Below are 21,024 nucleotides of genomic sequence, written 5' to 3' on the forward strand. Positions count from 1 at the left end.
GCTATCCCCTATTCAATGACTTTCGCTTCATTTTTAAGTTTGTCGACAAGCTCAGTAACACTAGCCACCATAACGCCTGCTTCTCGCTTCGGCGGTGCAAAGACTTGTAGCGTCTGCTGCGAAGATTTTATCTCGACTCCAAGAAACTCCGCATCGACGACATCTAATGGTTTTTTCTTCGCCTTCATGATGTTAGGTAGCGACGCATATCTCGGCTCATTTAATCTCAGGTCAGTACTCACCACAGCAGGTAGCGATACTTGTAGCGTCTCTAAGCCACCATCAATCTCACGCGTCACAATCGCCTTATCATTTTCAATCTGTATGTTTGATGCGAATGTCGCCTGGGGGCATGCCATAAGAGCGGCCAACATTTGCGCGACCTGATTGTTGTCATTGTCGATGGATTGCTTACCCAGTAGAACCAGTTGCGCCTCCTCTTGCGCCGCAACAGCTTTGAGTAGTTTGGCAACAACAAGAGGCTGACACGTTTTCTCTGTATCAAGGTGAATCGCTCTATCTGCCCCAAGAGCTAACGCGCTTCTAAGCTGCTCCTGACACTGCGCTTGACCAATTGAAACAACAACAACTTCACTCGCGACGCCACCTTCTTTTAACCGAATCGCCTCTTCAACCGCGATTTCACAAAACGGATTAATGGTCATTTTAACGCTGTTAGTTTCAACGCCAGATTCATCCGATTTAATTCTGACTTTTGTATAAGGATCAATTACACGCTTAATCGCTACCAAAACTTTCATTACTCGCTCCGAGAACAATGTATGTAGTTTCAGCTTAGTAAAGTTTACGTTTACGTCAACTGCAACTATATTTACTGCAGACAACTAAATTGAAACTGAAGGTCAAAAAAGATGGAAAGAGAATGCATGGACTTTGACGTAGTGATCGTCGGCGCGGGCCCTGCGGGACTTTCGGCTGCCTGTCGACTTGCTCAACTATCCCAACAACAAGATGCAGCACTTTCTATCTGTGTGGTCGAGAAAGGACCAGAAGTCGGTGCACACATACTCTCAGGTGCCGTTTTTGAAACCACTGCGCTCAATGAGCTATTTCCAAATTGGCAAGGGCTCGATGCACCAGTCTTAACACCTGTTTCGTGCGACGATTTCCTTTACCTCACCGCCAAGGAAAACTACATTCAAATTCCTGAGTTTTTGACACCGCTTGCCATGAGAAATGGCCACCAAAACTACGTGATCAGTTTGAGTAAATTATGTCGTTGGCTTGCGCAGCAAGCAGAAAGCCTAGGCGTAGAGATTTTCCCAGGTTTCCCAGCCAAAGACATATGCTTTGACGAAAGTGGAGCCGTGACCGGAATCGTAACCGTTGATATGGGACTCGACAAAAACGGCAAGCCGAAAAACACCTTCCAAGCAGGCATTCAGCTTAATGCAAAACAGACTATTTTTGCAGAGGGGGCACGCGGCAATCTTGGCAAACGCCTAATTAACCACTTTAAACTGGCCCAATATAGTCAGCCTCAGCATTATGCACTAGGAATCAAAGAGGTTTGGAAATTGCCAGACAACGACGATCGCTATCGTCCTGGTTTAGTTATGCACTCAGCAGGGTGGCCACTTAGTGAGTCTGATAGCACAGGGGGCGGGTTTCTTTACCACCTTGAAGACCATTTAGTTTCTGTTGGGTTAATCACTGATCTTAACTACAGCAACCCTTACCTCAGCCCGTTTGATGAATTCCAACGGCTTAAACATCACCCTCGTTACTCTCACTTCCTACAAGGGGCTGAGCGTATCGCCTATGGTGCACGCGCCATCGCCAAAGGAGGTTTGCTCTCACTGCCAAAACAGCAGTTTCCTGGCGGGTTATTAATTGGTTGTGACGCTGGCACACTCAACTCGGCCAAAATCAAAGGTTGCCACACAGCAATGAAATCTGGAATGCTCGCCGCTCAAGCCTCATTCAACGCAATAAACGATAGAAATACAGAAGCAGACTACCACTCGCTGTTTATTGACTCTTGGCTATACGACGAGCTTAACCAACACCGAAACTTTCCAGGAGCGGTACATAAATATGGCTCACTTGTGGGCGGTGCACTCTCTTTGCTTGAGCAAAATATCTGGCACAGACTTACGGGAAACAAGTCGGCGTGGAATATTGAAGACCATCAGGCTGATTATGTCACGTTACATGAGTTATCCCGTTGCAAACCCATTGCCTACCCTAAACCAGACGGCGTGCTCAGTTTTGATAAACCTTCTTCGGTTTACCTATCCTCAACGTTTCATGAAGAGAACCAACCTTGCCACCTATTACTGTCTAATCAACAAATCCCTGTTACTCACCATATGACCTTATTCGACGAACCAAGCCAGCGCTACTGTCCCGCAGGTGTCTATGAAGTGGTCGAAGTAGGAGGGCAACGCAGGCTTCAGATCAACGCCGCAAACTGCTTACATTGCAAAACCTGCGATATCAAGGATCCATCGCAAAACATAACTTGGGTGCCCCCAGAAGGCGGTGGACCTAACTATACAACTATGTAAGCATTCTAGTGTGCAAATTCCTGCTGTACCTTATGATGGAACATCGAGATACGCTTGAGTACATTAATCAGGTTTTGCTGCTCTAAAAGAGTCAGATCATCTACGGTTAGCATATCGTTAATTTGTCTAAGGTCACTGTATTCAATGATCTGATTCATAAAGCGCAGATGCCAAATATGATCGAAAATATACACCATTTCTCGGTAGGTTTTGGCGTCAATCTCTTGGGCGGTATGCAACCCTTTTAGCCTTTCAATCGTGTTGCTTTCACGTATGTCATGCTTGAGTGCATAAAGACGACAGAAGATCTCCATCGGTCTTAAACAGTCTTTAAGGTTAATGGCGTCGCGGCCCTCATACTTTTCCGTTGCCAACTCACCTTCTTGAGTTACAGGAATAGAGTGGGCCAAACAGTTTTGCGCATAAGTACGAAGAAATTCAGGATCTTTGGTTAATCGTTTTTGAATATGAGCCTGGATTCCATCTGCTAACCTTGCCTCACCAAAGGTTGAGCGAATATCAAAGAACACGTTAAGCTCTAAGATGGTTTCTGGCGTAGCTTGTTCGAACCATTGGGTAAAGTTGTTTTGCCACTCTTTCTCGCTCAAACACCATTGGTGATTTGAAGCCATAATCAGGCCGTCACAGTAGCTGTAGCCGGCCTGATTCAACATCGCGCATACCTTCTCCGCCAAGTGTAAAAAGTAACGTCGAGTCGCCTTTAGATCCTGGTCATCAGGTGTCTCAAAAACAATCGCGTTGTCTTGGTCTGAGAATAAGGTCATATCATGACGAGCATTGCTGCCAAAAGATAAGAAGGAGAATGGCACAGGAGGTTCCCCAATCTCCTCAATCGTCAATTCGACAAAGCGACAAATAGCCGCATCATAAGTGTTTCCAATAAGCCCTCTTAAATGGTTCGGGCGCGCACCTGTGGCAATCATTTCACGTATTAAATCTGTCAATCGATTAAGTGATTCAATCACATGGCTATGACTTTCTCCTTGCTCAATGTCGGCAACGATGCTCGCACTGGTGTTTTGGTAATCCGAACTAGAAGTCGCTGAATTGAAACTCGCACCGTAAACCTTACGTACTATAGGACGGAATGAAATAACATGACCGAGTTTTTCAGAAAGAAAGATACGAGAGGTACTTAGGATGATGTCTATCTTTCGCCCACTTTTTGTCATAATCTGCGCTTCAAATTCAGCGGGTTCTGTTTCATGACAAAATAGCCGCATCAAATGCTCAAGCACTCGCTCATTTTGGTCAGCATTGGAGAATAGATCTTGCCAAATCGACTGGGATTTCAGTTCCGTATCGGTATAGCCAAGCAATTGATGAAGTCGAGTATTAGAAAATACAATCTTACCATCCGCTTCCAAGATGTAGCCCTCATTCGATGACTCCACCAAAGCTTTGTAACGGTTTTTCGCTTCATGCAGAGCAAGTTCAGCACGCATTTTTCTTTTTTCTATCATCTTAGATTGTGCGATGACATAGAGCATGATGAACGTTAATCCCAATGTGATTACGACAAATACCCGATAGAGAGTACTCTCTAGCTTATCGATCTCTTGCTGCACGTCCTGTAGGTACACTCCGGTTGCAACTATCCACTGCCACTCTTCTACACCTTCAGCATAAGTCATTTTAGGCGCGGTAATGGTGGCGTCATCTTTCCATTGCCAAAGATACTCCAAGTACCCCTCATGAGAGGCTGTCACTAGCTTAGCTAATTCAACAAAGATAGGGAAATCTGAGCTTTCCTCTCTTTCGTAATAATGCGTTAAATCCTGATTGGTCAGATCACTACGATAAGGGTGCATGATCATCCGAGGATGCATATCAGTGATGAAAAAATAATCTTTGTTCTCTGGGCCGTACCTCATTGACTTGATATCCATCACCGCTTTGGATTGAGCTTCTTCTCGACTTAAAACACCACTTTGTTCCAAGATCACATACCTGTCGACCACACTCACCGCCGTAGAGGTTAACTCCTTGAGCATCTGCTGCTTTTGCCCCACCATAGACGCTTCAACTAATGGCAGGATTACGTAGATGATGGCGGTCACAAACAAGATAATCGCGCTGATGGTCGGCAGTACAATGCGTAAGCCAAATCGACTTAGCGGCGAGTCCTGCTCACCTTGCTGGGTAGTCAGGCCATTGAAATAGTCAGCCAGTTCAGTCTCATCAAGAACATCGCCAAGCTGCGTTTGATGGCTTGTATCATGGTATTTTGCGGTAAAAGAACCGTTCTCAAAATCAGCCCGCGTAGGTAAGTAGCCGTGGTAGTCGTCTCGCACATGTGTTTCAAACACCTCTTTGATCTGCTGACTGGTGTACTTGCCTCCAAACTCCTGAATGGCTTCCGAGAGTGCTTCTTTACAGTGACGAAATCGGCGATGGGAATAGGGATCAAATTCCACCTCTTTCGCCATAGTTTCGCTATGTTCTTGCCCGTTGTAGTCAAAGAACCCGTCGATCCAGCGGTGAATTTCTTCTGCTCGAATCCCATATAGATGCTCTGTTCGATCTGCGTGTTCAGAAATTTTCATAAAACTTTGGTCATTTCCTTGCATATTAACAGTTAAGTCAAAAGTGTGCGGTGCGTAGCATTTTTATTACAAGCCAATCAACGCATCTATCACATCGAGGCGTTACTTAATCGAAATCAATAATTGGCTATAGGCCGTTTTCTAATATGTAGCCCATGTTTTGCTGCAGTTTTTGACAAGATGCCCAAGAGTTGTCTTGTCGTAATATACGAAGTGACTTAATGTTTTCCCGCCTTTTCAACAAGATAAGGCTCTTGGTAGCGTCTGGGATGTCGTCTCGTACTGATCGAAGGTCAGTATACCAAGTGTAAGCGGAGTGCTAATTGACATGGTTCAACTTCGTCTCATAACAAAGGAAGACGAAATGTCTAACAAAAGTAAAACCTTTTATAGGGATATGCGTAAAAAAGCGCATGAATTTGAGAATCGAGAAGAGTTTCTCAACCATGATCTAAAGATCATGAGTTTTCGCCGCTGGGGTATTCACTTACCATCACGCGACTACAGTGTCGAACTTGAGGACTTAGTGCCAGCATTGGCGGCCACTATCGGTAAAGTGGTCATGGTAACCGCAATGGTGGCAGTATTTGCTGCACAATTTGGCTTATCTCCAGAGTTTGTCGCAGAAAACGTGCGTTATGAACTACTGATAGCCGGTGCTCTGTTTGTCATTCTTTTCTCTGCCATTTTGAACCCAAACTCTAACCTAGCAGGTACTCATGGCCCAATGATCCCATTGATTCCCTTGATTGCAGCTGCAGGTGGACACCCTCTCGCTCTAGGTATCATGGTATGCATGTTCGGCTTTATCCTAGCTTATACCAAGGGCGGTTCAAAACTAATGACGCTAACTGGAGTTGGCGTTCGGGGTGGGCTACTGATCTATTTAGGTGCGGTTGGTTTGATTAGTCAGATCAACAAAACCGAGGCTTGGGCTGCTAGCAGCGATCAAGGCTATATTTCGTTTGCGGTCATTGGTGTGACCTTAGCCGTATATGCCTACCTCGCAAAAATCAACAAGCGTTGGCTGGCTATCCCGTTATGTTCTCTTATTGCTGGTATCGTTGCTTATGGACTGGGAGCCGACTTCGCCTTTACTACCGAACCAGGACTACCACACTTTAGCCCATTCTATTGGTGGGGTGAAGACACAGGTTGGCAACTAGGCTGGCCAAACCTTGAACACTTTATTGCAGTTACGCCATTTGCTTTACTGGCTGTTGCAATGTGGTCTCCTGATTACCTAGGCCACCGTGTGTTCCAAGAGCTAAACTACCCGAAAGAAGCCAAAGGCGTATTGATGGATGTTGATGACACAATGATGGTTGCGTCAATTCGTCAAGGTATTGGTTCCTTCCTTGGTGGTGGTAACCTAGCATCCTCTTGGGGTACGTATATGATCCCTGCAGCCATCGCGAAGCGCCCGATCCCGGGTGGTGCACTATTAACCGGTGTGATGTGTATTGCTGCCGCTATTATTGGCTACCCTATGGATCTTGCTATGTGGGAGCCAGTACTGCGTGTTGCTCTCATAGTGGGTGTTTTCCTACCGCTACTCGAAGCTGGTATGCAGATGATCCACAAGCACAAAGATTCTCTCAGCGCTGGCATCTGTATTTTTGCCTGCGCTTTTGTTAATCCCGTGTTTGGTTGGGCGACCACTATGTTGCTTGATAACATGGGGCTAATTGGTGACCATGAACGCGCGAAGTCTTTGTCAGCAAAAGATAAATACCTAATTCCAGGTCTGGCGTTCATTATTTGTGTCGGCTCACTGGCGTTTGTAGGTCAGCTTCCGGGTATCCCTGCACTAATTGGTAACTAATCCAATCTCAACAAGGCGCAGAGACTTTTATCTGCGCCTTCTTCTCTATACATCTCCGTTCGAAGCCATTCACCCAGTCAATACATACAGTCTTATACTTACGCCTCTTCACTTAATCATCATTGTCTAAATATTTCTTTGAATACAAAAACTCAACAATTTTAGAAAAACACAAGAATTAGTTGAAAAAGAGATTCCAATCACATTTTATTCAGTTATAATCCGCGCCCATTGCGCTTTGTATTGATAAACGCAAACTTAATTTGAGCAAATGACCTGTTAACCGATCCTCTTTTTGAGGACAAACGAGAAGAAAAATGAGCAAGATTGATAAAGCTATGCGCATCCTCCTAGCGGGATTCTGTATCAACCTTTGTCTTGGCATCCTGTATGCTTGGAGTGTATTTAACAAAGCACTAGTGACTGAGTCAGGTTGGAGCGCGGCTGAAGCATCAGCGCCTTACGCCACTGCAACGATCACTTTCTCTATATGTCTTCTGGTTGCAGGTATCCTACAAGACCGTATGGGTCCTCGTCTGATCCTTATCCTAGGTACTGTGCTTACAGGCCTAGGCATGATCGCTTCTGGTTTTGTTGACTCTCCACTTATGCTGAACATAACTTTCGGTGTACTTACTGGTGCAGGTATCGGTTTTGGTTACGCATGTTTGTCTCCATCAGCGATGAAGTGGTTCCACGCAACGAAGAAAGGTATGGTTAATGGCATTATCGCAGCAGGCTTTGGTCTGGCGGCTATTTACCTAGCCCCTGTCACTTCTGCGCTTATCGACAGCATGGGCATCCAAACCAGCTTCCTAGTTCTTGGCGTTGGTATCCTTGCTATCGCTGTTCCTCTAGCAGCAACAATCAACAACCCACCAACGGATTACACGCCAGCTGAACCTAAAGTAAAACAAGGTCAAGCGCCTAAGGCTGTGAAGAAGTCTGACGACCTAACGTGGAAAGCAATGCTTAGAACGCCTCAGTTCTACTCACTTTGGATCATGTACGCGTTCGCTGCGTCTGTTGGTCTTATGATCATCGGTAACATTACGACTATCGCAAGCGTTCAAGCGAACCTACCAAACGCGGTTTATCTAGCGTCAATTCTTGCAGTGTTTAACTCAGGTGGCCGTGTTGCAGCTGGTATGCTTGCAGACAAAATCGGTGGCGTACGCACTTTGCTTTTAGCGTTCGTTCTCCAGGGCATCAACATGGTTCTGTTCGCAACGTTCAAGACTGAGTTCACGCTTATCATCGGTACAGCAATTGCAGCAGTAGGTTACGGAACACTTCTAGCAGTTTTCCCAACTCTAACCGCAGAGTTCTACGGTCTGAAAAACTACGGCACTAACTACGGTGTGCTATACACAGCATGGGGTATCGGTGGTGCAATCGGTGCTGCTGTGGTTGGATTCTCCATGACCCAGGGTGAAGGTTACAGTCTTGCATACACTATTTCTGCCGTAATGATGGCGGTTTGTATCGTGCTCGCTTTCATTACACGCCCTCTATCTGAAGCAAAAGTAGCTGAATTAAAGCGCGCTTAATACTAATCAGGATAAATTAGATGTTCAGATAATTGCGCAGGAAAAATTGCTTAGAGCAAGGCATAGATTGCAGCCAGTTAGTCGACCTACCTACAAAATCTATAACGACGCTATCAGCGATTTTAACCAGCAAGAATGAACAGATATTTGTTCTGGTTAGTATCAGAATTGAATTGCGGGTAAAAAGGCTTAATCTTAGGGTTAAGCCTTTTTTGTATTTAGCCATCATGCCTGATCCTATCGAACTTGCTCCCGACTATTACCTAAGCAATTTTATTAAGCTTATTGATCATGCGCGTGAGTGGTATCCAGATCTCCTGACAACAGAAGAGCATAAGTGGTTATATGACTTTGAGCAACTAGACAGGAAAGCGCAGTGCTTATTGGTACGCTTATTATCACGTAAAGGTGATTGGTTCCGCTCTGACAAGCTAAATTACACTGAGATAGGTGATACCACCCCTTGCCTTGAGACATTAGATCATAATGGCTTTGTCACCGTAAACAGTGACATCTGTGCTAATACCCTCGCCCGTGAATTACTGACCAAACCGGAAATTTGCACACTGTTTGCAATTCCGCATAGGTCCACACGCAAAGAGCAACTTTTAGACCAAGTCCCTGTCACACTCTTTACTCGTTTTGATCAAATCAGTTTTTTGGTCATCCATCTGCAACAGGCAAGGGTAATTGATGTATTACTGGCGCTGTTTTTTGCCAATACTCACCAAGATCTCAGTCAGTTTGTGCTTGATGATCTTGGCCTGCATCAGTTTGAACGCTATCAACTAAGCAAAGTTAGACGATTCTTTTCCACGCGCTGTGAGCTAAACCAGTTGTTACACCTTTCTGAACTGCACTCAAGATATTCAGAATCAGATAGAAAAAATCCGCACTGCCTAGTGACTCTACTCAACGAGATTGACATACCTATCACCCACTCTTACATAGAGCGAAAACGCCAACAGTTAGTCAATGATATCGCAAGAGACTTGGAGCGAGTCGGTGATTTCGAGCAGAGCCTAAAATGGTATAACACTACAACGCTTCCCCCCTCTCGCGAGCGACAAGCAAGGTTATATGACAAGCTCGACAATATCACCGCAATGAGTGACGTTGTCGCGAGCGTCATTTCACGCCCCTACAATATCTCAGAACTAGAAGTCGCCAATAAACTCGCTCAAAGAGTGAAACGAAAGCAAGGGCAACGCATTCCAAGAAAGGCTAAATTCAAGGTTTCTGAACACAGGTTAGAGTTAGATCTATCGCAACAAAGAGTCGAACTCGCGGCCAAATCGCATTATGAACAGCAGGGCTATCAGGTATTCTATAGCGAGAATGTATTGCTCAATGGGTTGTTTGGCTTAGCCTTTTGGAAAGTGATATTTGCGCCCATTGAGGGGGCATTTGTAAACCGCTATCAACACCGTCCGCTCGACTTATATCATCAAGATTTCTTCGCGAAGCGCCAGCTATTATTCGCTGAAACCTTCCAATCAATAGAACAATCTGGGTTAAGTGTCCTTCATTCGACCTATAAGGAAAAGTACGGCTTAGCCAATCCATTCGTTCACTGGACCGAATTCAGTTCAGATTTGCTTGAAGCCTGCATAAAACACATTCCAACCCAAGTGGCCCTCGCACTGTTTAAGGTCATGCTACAAGATCTCAAACTCTATCGAAGTGGTATGCCCGACCTCATTCTGTTTAAAAAAGGTCAGTTTGAGTGGGTAGAAGTCAAAGGGCCGGGAGACAAACTTCAAGACAACCAACGGCGATGGATTAAAGAGTTTCTTCGGCTAGACATTTTAGTCTCTGTTGCTTTCGTCAATCACTGTAAAGATTAATAAGCACTTATTTCTTCAGCATTTTCTACAAAACATGCAGAAATATGAAATCTGTTTTATATTTGCTACATTAATAGCTCATTCTCACTATCAGAATGACAATTCAAGTTGTTTGAAATTTAATCTAAGGAGAAGTTCCATATGCAAGACGTCTATTTGATTGGTCATGGATTCATGGATGCAAACGACACCATCAAGTTGTCTGTCCCCCTGCAAACATACGTAAAGGATGGTCGTATGCTGGATGGTCGAAAAACAGCAGCAGTTGTTGATGGTGGCCCCAGCGCTTATCGCATTACAACAGATGATGAAGAATGGAAAGTAACACCTCCTGGCGTTGATGCAAAAGAACACTACCTATGTGGTGATATGGCATCGTACGCAGATGTAAACAGAACACAAAAATGGTTGAATAAAGGCATGGGAGCACGTAAGGAAATCAACGATGGCATTTTGTTTACCCTGTCTGGGGGGGACTACTTGTTTTTTACAAAAAACAACCAAGCCGTCAGGTTATCAAATATCATCAATAACTTAAGAGCTGAACTTGGCAACAAGTTTCAAATTCATTGGACAGCATGTCGCTCAGTGATTGAAGGGAATAGTAATGCAGCCAAACTCCAAGCTATCAATGGTGGAGACTTGGTACAGGCGCAAAGTCTAAGGTAAGCGTCAACACCTGCCAGCAAGAACATTAGCACCCGATCGCTAGAAAGCCACCTGTCGTGGCTTTCACTTTCCCCTCGACAAGCTATTCCCCCTAACACCATTAATGCCAATAACGGATTATGGTTATATCTGGTAAAAAACGCGACAACGGACATTTTTCTTAACGTTTTTATCGTTTAAGCCCAACTATTGTTTGCCATTATCTATGCCTTCTGCTGCAATTAGTCCATTGAATAGTCAGTACAAGTATCCAGATGAATTTACGTACATTTTTGATGATGGCCGTGGTGTTAACGTTCGCAGGCTGTGCAACCTATGCAGGGCTAAATTACGACCAGTTATTTGGGGAACCACATGTACAAGAACGCCGCAGTGACCTCGGCAGTGTAGAAAGTGACTTTTTTCTTAGTGAAGTAAAACCCATTATTGATAGCCGCTGCGTGGTTTGCCACGCCTGCTATGACGCTCCATGCCAATTAAAAATGTCTTCTGTAGAAGGTATTGATCGAGGCTCTAGCAAAGAGCTGATTTATCAAGGTACTCGTCTGACTGCTTCTACACCTCATCGCTTGTTTGAAGACGCTCAAACAACGGCTCAGTGGCGAGAATTTGGGTTTAACCCAGTATTGAATGAGCGCGTGCAAAACCCAACAGCCAATCTTGAAGCAGGTCTGATTGCAAGAATGCTGACACAGAAGGAAGCACACCCATTGCCAGACCAGCAGCAGTTAGAAGGTTTTGATTTTTCGATTGATCGCTCTCAGGTTTGTCCGTCTATTGAGGAGTATGATCAGTACCTTCAAGATTACCCTACATGGGGCATGCCCTACGGAATGCCAAACCTCAGCTCGAACGAATACTCAACTCTTGTCAGTTGGCTGCAAGACGGGGCCAAGATGAGTCAACCACTGCCCTTAACCATTGCTGAACAGCAGCTCATCGCCGAAGTCGAAGTTCTGCTCAACAAAAGTCCGCGCAAAGTGCAACTTACTGCGCGCTACATTTATGAGCACCTGTTCCTATCTCATCTCTATTTTTCTGATTTAAACCAACAGAATCCACGCTTTTTTACTTTAGTCAGATCAAGCACTCCACCGGGGCAGCCTCTCAATCGAATAGCCACACGTAGACCTTATGACGATCCTGGCGTGTCCCGGGTTTATTATCGATTGGTACCAGAGCAAGGTACGATTGTTGATAAAACCCATATGCCATTTGCGCTAAATAGAGAAAGAATGAATCGCTGGAAAGAGTGGTTTATAGACTCTGATTACAGCGTTGCTACGTTACCAGATTACACTCCAGAGATCGCGGCTAACCCCATGACTGCCTTTATCGATCTTCCGGTTAAATCACGATTTAAGTTTATGCTCGACAATGCGCAAAACACCATTAACGCCTTTATAAAAGGACCTGTTTGCCGTGGTCAGTTAGCTCTTAATGTTATCAATGACCGCTTCTGGGTATTCTTTTTAGATCCAGACAAAGCCGACTTCCCAGAAGTGAACGAATTTTACCGCTCTCAAGCAGAAAACCTTAAATTGCCAGCAGAGCTGGAAAGTAATACCTTGCCAGTGACAAGTTGGGTTGCATACTCAAGGCAACAAGCGCAATACCTAGAGGCAAAATCTAAGTTCACTAATCAATGGTTTGAAGGGGGAAAGTACCTAACAACCGATGTGATCTGGACAGGTGAAGGAACTAACCCGAACGCAGCGCTTACCGTATTTAGGCACTTTGATAGTGCGTCAGTAGTGCGTGGCTTAGTCGGAACACCACCCAAAACAGCTTGGGTCTTAGACTATGCCTTAATAGAGCGTATCCATTATTTGCTCGTGGCTGGGTTTGACGTGTATGGAAACTTTGGCCATCAACTGATGACCCGTATGTTTATGGACTTCTTACGCCTTGAAGGAGAGAGCAATTTTGTTGCCCTCTTGCCGAGAGAAATACGTCATAAAGAGCATTCTAGCTGGTATGAGGACCAAAGCAGCCAGCTCAGTGATTTTTTACAACGTAATGTTAAGCCGTTTGACCAACCAACTCAGGTGCCGTATCAAACCGACGACCCAAAAGCGGAACTTTACGATATTTTGCAAACGCAACTCGCACCAATATTGACCAACCGATTCAGGATCGAGCAAACGGGCATGAAGCCTGAAAGTGAAGAGTTGCTGCGAAGCATTGATAGAATTAAAGGCCAAGGTCTTGCTTATCTACCGCAGATTATGATGCTTATGATTACGTCTGAAACGGGCGAAGATCAGCTTTACACTTTACTGCAAAACAGTGCACATACCAATATCTCAAGCTTGTTTGACGAAGCGAGTAATCGTGATCCTGCTAATGATGATCTCACCTTGGTACGCGGCGTGATCGGCAGCTATCCTGCCGCGTATCTAAATCTGCAAGAGCATCAAGTACCAAAACTGGTAGAAATGTTGAAAAATATTTCCAGTGAAGAGGATTACGTTAAATTATTGGATACCTTCGCAATTCGTCGTAGCTCTGACAAATTCTGGCCTTTTAGCGACCGAGTACATACTTGGTATAAAGCAGATCAACCTATCGAATTTGGCCTGCTTGACTACAATAGATTTGAGAATAGGTAGAACTGTTCAACTGCGCATAACACGCTCAGGGAGGTGATTATGGGTATCAATGACAGCATTAGAGCTCTAGAGCAGCAAATTTATGTCGCCTGCTCTGAAGGTGATTACGACACCGTTCAAATGCTCGAACATCAATTGGATAGTCTTAGAAATAAGGCAGAACATCCTTTTGATGACGATCCATATGCTCCTGAAGGGAAAATAATCCCTGAAGATGACTGGTACTAACGAAAACGCCCCATGGTAATATACATGGGGCTTTCTTTTGCTCCTGCCCCATGACACAGCTATAATCCACTCTCCTGCAACCAGCGCTTTACAAAGCAAATTTAATCGTTATTATCTGAACGCAAACGATTGCCTTGCTTTTTATATGTAAATTAAAAGGGTTTTATGCTGTCTGATATTGAGATCTGTCGCGAGACAAAACTACTGCCAATTGCTCAAATTGCCGAGCATGCTGGGCTGCATGCGAATGAATTCCATAGTCAAGGAAAATACAAAGCTAAAGTAAGCTTGCAAAGCTTAGAGCGATTGCATGGCAACACCACAGGAAAGCTCGTGCTGGTAACTGCCATCACTCCGACCCCACTCGGTGAGGGTAAAACAGTCACAACTATTGGCGTGTCTCAGGGTTTAGCTAAACTCAAATGCTCAGTCATGGCCTGTATCCGACAGCCGTCTATGGGCCCCGTTTTCGGCGTAAAAGGTGGTGCTGCAGGTGGCGGCTACTCTCAAGTCGCGCCGATGGAAGAGCTTAATCTGCATCTAACTGGTGATATTCACGCGGTGACTGCCGCGCACAACCTTGCAGCGGCAGCTATTGATGCTCGTATCTACCATGAACAACGCCAAGGTTACAAAGATTTTGAGCAACGTAGCGGTTTAACAGCACTCAAAATTGACCCGCAACGTGTTGTCTGGAAGCGCGTGATGGATCACAATGACCGTGCGCTGCGTATGGTCACAGTGGGGAAAAACGAAGCCAATAAAACCATCAATGGCTTTGAGCGACATGATGGCTTTGATATTTCAGCCGCGTCAGAGCTCATGGCTATTCTTGCCCTAGCGTCAGGCCTAAAAGACTTGCGCGTTCGAATCGGTCGTATTGTGGTCGCTTACGATATAAATGGTGAACCCGTGACCACTGAAGACCTTAAGGTTGCAGGCGCAATGGCAGTCAGCATGAAAGAAGCCATTGAACCAACATTGATGCAGACTCTTGAAGGTGTACCGACCCTTATTCATGCTGGCCCATTTGCCAACATTGCTCATGGCAACTCTTCAATTATCGCTGATAACATTGCGACCAAACTGTGTGACTTCACGGTCACTGAAGGTGGATTTGGCTCTGATATGGGGTTTGAAAAAGCCTGTAATATCAAGGCACAGATGTCTGGGAAATCGCCCGATTGTGCCGTAATTGTCGCAACGCTACGTGGATTAAAAGCCAACTCTGGTCTCTATGATTTAAAGCCGGGTCAAGCCATTCCAGACACTTTGTTCGAAGACGACCAAGACGCACTCGTTGCTGGTTTTGATAACCTAAAATGGCACATTAACAACGTCAACAAATATGGCGTGCCTGCCATTGTCGCAATTAACCGTTTTCCTCAAGACAGCGACCAAGAGCTGAACACACTTAAGACCATGATTGAAGCCTTACCCAACGATGTCGAAGTCGCCATTAGCGAAGGCTTTGCAAAAGGTGGTGAAGGCACACTTGAGTTAGCCCAAAAAGTCATCGTTCAATGTGAAAAAGCCGCTGAACTTAAGCCACTCTATCAATTTAGCCAAACCACAGAAGAAAAACTAATGTCTGTTGCCGAAGTAGGCTATGGTGCATCAGGCGTGACACTTAGCTACCAAGCCAGAAGACAGCTTGATGAACTTAAACAACATGGCTTTGACAACCTAGCTGTGTGTCTGGCGAAAACACCCTTGTCTATTTCGACCGATGGCAGTATTAAAGGTGCGCCCACAGCCTTTAACGTCCCTATTCGCGAACTCCGCCTTTGCGCAGGTGCGGGCTTTGTTTACGCTTTGTGTGGCAACGTAATGACAATGCCAGGTTTGCCGGAAAAGCCTGCTTTTATGAATCTCGATCTAGATGATCAGGGCAACATCATTGGCTTAAGCTAGTCTTTCCCTCAAACTGCAAGCTACCAAGGGGCTAAGTGATTAAAACTTAGCCCTTTTCTTTGCGCACATCACAGCAACCCATGAAGTTAATAGCAAGATCATGTAACATTGAAATATGACTCGCAAAGACTGGATGCTTTCATGGAAGCAGAGCTACTGGAAATTAAGAACTTCCTATCCCAACACCCACCTTTTGATGAACTCGAAGATGATGTTCTTAACTGCATCACCAAGCACGTAGAGATTTCTTATTATCGTGAAGACACACCTGTTATCCATTTTGGCGATGAAATTCACGACTTATATATGGTCCGAAGTGGTGTTATTGAAGTTTATCGACGCAAAGGTGAGCTATACAACCGATTAGATGAAGGCTCGCTGTTTGGGCAAATGGGGCTACTGACCAACAATAAGGTTCGCTTTCCGGCTAAGGCGATTAAAGATAGCCTACTGTATTGTATTCCAGAGGCCGTTTTCCAAGAACTTTATGACAAGCACGAAACCTTCGCAGATTTTGTTGAAGTTGAGGATACCGCTCGACTGCGTCAAACCGTGTCTAACAGCAACGAGCAAAATGACTTAACGACCTCTAAGGTGCGTACCCTACTGACGAGTGAAGCACCAACCATCCCTAAATCGGAGTCTATTCAAAATGCGGCAATTAAAATGGCCGAAGAGAATGTCTCATCTTTACTGATTATTGATCCAGATATAGCGCAAGATGATGAAGATGATAACAACCCACTGGTCGGTATTATTACTGACCGTGATTTGTGTACTCGCGTTCTTGCTCAAGGGTTAGACCCAAGCGATGATGTTTCAACGGTTATGACAACAGAGTTGATTTCACTCGACCATAACGCCTATGTTTACGAAGCCATGCTCACCATGCTGCGCTACAACGTTCATCATTTACCGGTTTTAAAAGACAAACAGCCGATCGGTATTATAGAAGCGACAGACATTGTACGTTATGAGTCGCAAAACTCACTGCTGCTAGTCAGTACCATCTTCCAGCAACAGTCGATAGAAGAGCTTTCCGCACTATCTGAGCAAGTAAAAGACAGCTTTGTTCGCCTAGTAAACGAAGACGCCAACTCTCACATGGTCGGCAGCGCAATGTCTGTGATTGGTCGAAGCTTTAAACAACGCATCATCGAACTAGCTGAGGAAGAACTTGGAGAGCCTCCGGTGCCTTACTGTTTTGTCGCTCTTGGTTCAATGGGACGTGACGAACAACTGCTTGTGACCGATCAGGATAATGCGATAATTCTTGATAACACCTTTGTTAAAGAGCAGCACGATACCTATTTTGCCGAGTTATCCAAACGAGTCTGTGATGGGTTAGATAAATGCGGCTACACCTATTGCACCGGCGACATTATGGCAACCAATCCTGATTGGCGTATGACACGTACCGAATGGGAAGATTGCTTTGCTGATTGGATTGACGACCCAAACCCGAAAGCTTTGCTAAACGCATCAATATTTTTCGACCTTGAAGGCGTTTATGGCCGACTAAAATGGGCGGAGCATTTAAACGGCTTTATTATTCGCCGCGCGCGTAAAAACAATCGCTTCCTAGCGTGTTTAGCGCGTAATGCCATGAACCGCACTCCACCTCTGGGTTTCTTCAAAGACTTTGTTATGGAGAAAGATGGTCAACATAAGAACTCTATCAACCTTAAACGTCGCGGTACTGCCCCTCTAGCTGACTTGATCCGTGTTCACGCTCTTGCGGTTGGCTCTCGCTCCAAAAACTCGTTTGAACGATTAGATGATATCCACGAAGCCGGTATACTGCCAAAAGGCAAAGCACGCGACTTAAGTGATGCCCTCGAATTCATCTCTATGGTACGCATTCGCCATCAAGCTCTCGATGTTGAAAATAAGATCGCTCCAGACAACAACATTGAGCCAGAAAATCTGTCGGACTTTGAACGTCGAAATTTAAAAGACGCTTTCCAGATCCTAAGTAATGCGCAAAACTTTTTGAAGTTCCGCTATCAAGCTAGCAATAACTTTAAGTGAGGCAATAATGTTTAATAAAATCATGTCGCCTCCGTCTATCGACTGGAAAAATAAGTTTAGCCGCAAGCTAGAGGTAGTCCAGAACGAGGCATTAAAAACCTATTATGATGCTGGAGTTCCAGATCCTTCAACACCTATAGATGAGGTGATGTTTCTCGCGATGGATTTTGAAACGACGGGGTTAGATTCTGACGAAGATGACATCATCACCATAGGTACGGTTCCGTTTAACCTTAACCGCATCTTTATCAATCAGGCACAGCACTGGACTGTGAAACCGAGTAAGCAGTTGCCGGAAGAGTCTGTTGTCATTCACGGTATAACCCACTCAGATGTTTTAGACGCGCCTGATTTAATTGGTGTTTATGAAGATATTCTTTCCCAAATGGCTGGTAAGATAATGGTTGTTCACTACCAAAGAATTGAGCGAGAGTTCTTCGACAAGGCCCTGAATGCAAGAATCAAAGAAGGTATCGAGTTCCCGGTTGTCGATACAATGCACATCGAAACTCAACTTCAGCAAAAAATCAGCGGTGGAATACTAAATAAAATTCGTGGCCGCAAGCCAGAATCCGTTCGCCTTGGAGCCAGCCGTTCTCGCTATGGGCTCCCTCTTTACACACCACATCACGCTTTAACCGATGCGGTTGCTACTGCAGAACTTCTTCAGGCGCAAATTGCCCACCACTATGAAAAAAATATTCCTATCAGCCAATTATGGATTTAGGACGGTACAACAAGCACAAAAAAGGGACGATAACCGTCCCTTTTTAAATCTTAGCTGAAATCGTTATCGCTTCTCGGTACGCATACCCATTAGCAAACTGACACACATCAGCAGCAATACAAAGGTAAATGGCAGTGCAGTTGATATCGCACCCGCTTGAAGCGCCTGAACCGCCTCTGAGCCACCAATCCAAAGAAGAGCAACAGCTATTGCACCTTCCATAAATGCCCAGAATACACGTTGAACTACGGGTGCATCCACTTTACCACCAGCAGTAATGCTGTCGATTACAAGAGAGCCCGAATCCGAAGACGTAATAAAGAAAACAAGTACTAGAATGACTGCAATGATTGACAGAATTGAGCCAAATGGCAACACATCAAACATTTGGAACATCGCCAGTGACACGTCTGTCAGTCCTTCAGAACCAAGTTCGCCTACACCATTGATCACTTGCTCTATCGCCATACCACCGAACGTCGACATCCATAGTAGTGTTACTGCTGTTGGTACTAGAAGAACCGCCGTAATGAATTCACGTACTGTACGACCTTTCGATACGCGTGCGATAAACATGCCCACGAATGGTGACCAAGAAATCCACCAAGCCCAGTAGAATACAGTCCAGCCTTGGAACCAAGCTTCGTCTTCACGGCCGTGAGGGTTACTTAAAGGTACTAGGTTCTCTAGGTAAGCCATTAACGTTGTACCAATGTTACCTACTACGATTGCATAGCCAATTAGTGCAACTAGAATCAGCAGTAAGAAAGCAACGATCATATTGATGTTACTGATTACTTTTACACCGCCATCAATACCACGCAGAACCGAAACCACAGCAAGCAATGTCACCACTGTAATCACGACAATTTGCAGGCCGAGACCAGATTCAACGCCAAATACGTGGTGAATACCACTTGCTGCTTGCTGAGCACCTAAGCCTAATGAAGTCGCAAGACCGAACAAAGTCGCCAATACAGCAAGAATATCAACAATATGACCAGCCCAGCCCCACGCACGATCACCAAGAATTGGATAGAAAATCGAGCGAATAGAAAGCGGTAGGCCTTTATTGTATGCAAAAAATGCCAGTGACAGTGCAACAACACCATAGATCGCCCAAGGGTGAAGACCCCAATGGAACATGGTGGCACCCAATGCTAGTTTAGCTGCTTCTGGTGTGTTGGCTTCTACGCCCAATGGTGTTTCATACCACCCAGTAAAATAGGCGACAGGTTCTGCGACACTCCAGAACATCAGGCCAATACCCATGCCCGCAGCAAACAGCATTGACAACCAAGAAAGGTAAGAATAGTCTGCCGTCGCGTCTGTCCCACCTAAACGAATTTTACCAAGAGGCGAAACAATCAAAGCTAAACAGAAAACTACAAAGATGTTACCTGACCAAATAAACAACCAATCAAAGCTGCCAATGATCTGCCACTTAATGCCATCTAGCGTCGCTTTTGCCGACTCCGCGTCCATAACTAGAACAGCAATCAAAAATACTGCTATAAGACCTGCACTCCAGCCAAATACTGGATTGTGCACATCGAATCCCCATTTCTGTACGTTATCTTGACCGATCGTATAGTCGGTACTGTCAATACTGTACTTATCTATGCCTTTAGTCATCATTCCTCTCTAGCATCTGATCCTTAATGCGTATCAGTAAATCACACTCAAATCATTAGAGTTAAAATTGATTTTCATAGCAATACTATCTGATACAGCTCTCAATATTGTACGCTTCTCGCTGTTTTGTTCCAGTAATAAGCTGTTTTTTCGCCACAATTTGGAAAAATGGTGACTTGTTCGGTTGGATATTAACCAATTTAAGTTACACTCAAAAATCCATATTGTTCGAGTACTAAGTAAGTACACCAATCCATAAAGAGAAGCAGGCAAAAACAGAGTAAAAATTTGTGATAATTGAGACTTTTTTTCGTCGACTATTTCCTGTATTTTTCGCCTACTTTTGTCCACTAACTCGCTAGGGTCTGTTGACCTAATACCAAGGAAACGCATTGGAAAAGCACGAAGAAGTTCTGGTCTCGATTCGCCAAATCATTAGAGCGATCGATTTACACTCAAAAAAACTCAGTAAGGAATCTGGTCTTACTGGCCCGCAACTGATCCTAATGCGTTCAATCAAAGAATTAGGTGAAGTCACGATTCGCCAACTGTCAGATCACACCAACATGAGTCAAGCGACGGCGACCACAATCTTGGATCGTCTTGAACGCAATGGCCTAGTGCAACGTGTACGTAGCGTTAAAGATAAGCGTAAAGTCCACGCTCATTTAACTGATAAAGGACAAGCGTTGCTACAAGAAGCTCCAACCCCTCTCCAACAAAGCTTTATTACTAAATTTCAACGTTTGGAAGAGTGGGAACAATCATTGCTGCTTTCGTCAGTTCAGCGTATTTCATCTATGATGAACGCAGAAGATATTGATGTCGCGCCTGTACTGGAGCTAGGCAGTATTACCAAACCTGAATAGCTACCTAGAAATTTGCTTT

Annotated in this window: 14 protein-coding genes; 11 read left to right on the top strand and 3 right to left on the bottom strand. The window is 44.8% G+C overall.

The window, feature by feature from the left end; genetic code table 11:
- Positions 1-8: 8 nt before the first annotated feature.
- A complete protein-coding gene (locus APB76_RS18590) occupies positions 9-761 on the bottom strand; it encodes an electron transfer flavoprotein subunit beta/FixA family protein (protein ID WP_049843102.1) in 753 nt (250 codons plus the stop codon).
- A gap of 111 nt (positions 762-872) precedes the next feature.
- On the opposite strand from APB76_RS18590, the gene APB76_RS18595 reads away from it, so the two are divergent.
- On the top strand, positions 873-2,531 hold the full coding sequence (locus APB76_RS18595; protein ID WP_049843103.1) for an electron transfer flavoprotein-ubiquinone oxidoreductase: 1,659 nt from the start codon (positions 873-875) through the stop codon (positions 2,529-2,531).
- A 5-nt stretch (positions 2,532-2,536) separates the two neighbouring features.
- On the opposite strand, the gene APB76_RS18600 is transcribed toward APB76_RS18595, so the two are convergent.
- Positions 2,537-5,098, bottom strand: a complete 2,562-nt coding sequence (locus APB76_RS18600; protein WP_054962282.1) for a DUF294 nucleotidyltransferase-like domain-containing protein — start codon at positions 5,096-5,098, stop codon at positions 2,537-2,539.
- 364 nt (positions 5,099-5,462) lie between these two features.
- Between APB76_RS18600 and APB76_RS18605 the strand changes: the two genes are divergently transcribed.
- From APB76_RS18605 to APB76_RS18650, 9 genes are all read left to right on the top strand, one after another.
- Complete coding sequence (locus APB76_RS18605; protein ID WP_054962283.1) at positions 5,463-6,923, top strand: DUF3360 family protein; 1,461 nt, start codon at positions 5,463-5,465, stop codon at positions 6,921-6,923.
- 317 nt (positions 6,924-7,240) lie between these two features.
- Positions 7,241-8,473, top strand: a complete 1,233-nt coding sequence (locus tag APB76_RS18610; protein ID WP_054962284.1) for an L-lactate MFS transporter — start codon at positions 7,241-7,243, stop codon at positions 8,471-8,473.
- Between the two features lie 227 nt (positions 8,474-8,700).
- Positions 8,701-10,320, top strand: coding sequence for a VRR-NUC domain-containing protein (locus tag APB76_RS18620; protein ID WP_049843108.1), 1,620 nt, complete (start codon positions 8,701-8,703; stop codon positions 10,318-10,320).
- A 141-nt stretch (positions 10,321-10,461) separates the two neighbouring features.
- Positions 10,462-10,989 carry a putative adhesin gene (locus APB76_RS18625; RefSeq protein ID WP_049843109.1) on the top strand — a complete coding sequence of 176 codons (528 nt, stop codon included), beginning with the start codon at positions 10,462-10,464 and terminating at the stop codon, positions 10,987-10,989.
- A 254-nt stretch (positions 10,990-11,243) separates the two neighbouring features.
- Positions 11,244-13,601 carry a fatty acid cis/trans isomerase gene (locus APB76_RS18630; RefSeq protein WP_049843110.1) on the top strand — a complete coding sequence of 786 codons (2,358 nt, stop codon included), beginning with the start codon at positions 11,244-11,246 and terminating at the stop codon, positions 13,599-13,601.
- A gap of 39 nt (positions 13,602-13,640) precedes the next feature.
- Positions 13,641-13,829 (top strand): hypothetical protein, encoded by a 189-nt coding sequence (locus APB76_RS18635; RefSeq protein ID WP_004745669.1) that lies wholly within the window; start codon positions 13,641-13,643, stop codon positions 13,827-13,829.
- A 165-nt stretch (positions 13,830-13,994) separates the two neighbouring features.
- Positions 13,995-15,743, top strand: a complete 1,749-nt coding sequence (locus APB76_RS18640) for a formate--tetrahydrofolate ligase (RefSeq protein WP_049843111.1) — start codon at positions 13,995-13,997, stop codon at positions 15,741-15,743.
- A 141-nt stretch (positions 15,744-15,884) separates the two neighbouring features.
- Positions 15,885-17,774, top strand: coding sequence for a DUF294 nucleotidyltransferase-like domain-containing protein (locus tag APB76_RS18645; RefSeq protein WP_054962285.1), 1,890 nt, complete (start codon positions 15,885-15,887; stop codon positions 17,772-17,774).
- A 7-nt stretch (positions 17,775-17,781) separates the two neighbouring features.
- Positions 17,782-18,501, top strand: a complete 720-nt coding sequence (locus tag APB76_RS18650) for a 3'-5' exonuclease (RefSeq protein WP_049843113.1) — start codon at positions 17,782-17,784, stop codon at positions 18,499-18,501.
- A gap of 63 nt (positions 18,502-18,564) precedes the next feature.
- Here the strand turns inward: APB76_RS18650 and APB76_RS18655 are convergent, their stop codons facing one another.
- On the bottom strand, positions 18,565-20,136 hold the full coding sequence (locus tag APB76_RS18655; protein WP_049843114.1) for a BCCT family transporter: 1,572 nt from the start codon (positions 20,134-20,136) through the stop codon (positions 18,565-18,567).
- A 392-nt stretch (positions 20,137-20,528) separates the two neighbouring features.
- Here APB76_RS18655 and APB76_RS18660 point away from each other — a divergent pair, with 392 nt between their 5' ends.
- Positions 20,529-21,005, top strand: a complete 477-nt coding sequence (locus APB76_RS18660) for a MarR family winged helix-turn-helix transcriptional regulator (RefSeq protein WP_049843115.1) — start codon at positions 20,529-20,531, stop codon at positions 21,003-21,005.
- The last annotated feature ends 19 nt before the right edge of the window (positions 21,006-21,024 follow it).

Origin of the sequence: Vibrio bivalvicida (assembly GCF_001399455.2) — a bacterium.
In the GTDB taxonomy this organism is placed as follows: Bacteria; Pseudomonadota; Gammaproteobacteria; order Enterobacterales; family Vibrionaceae; genus Vibrio; species Vibrio bivalvicida.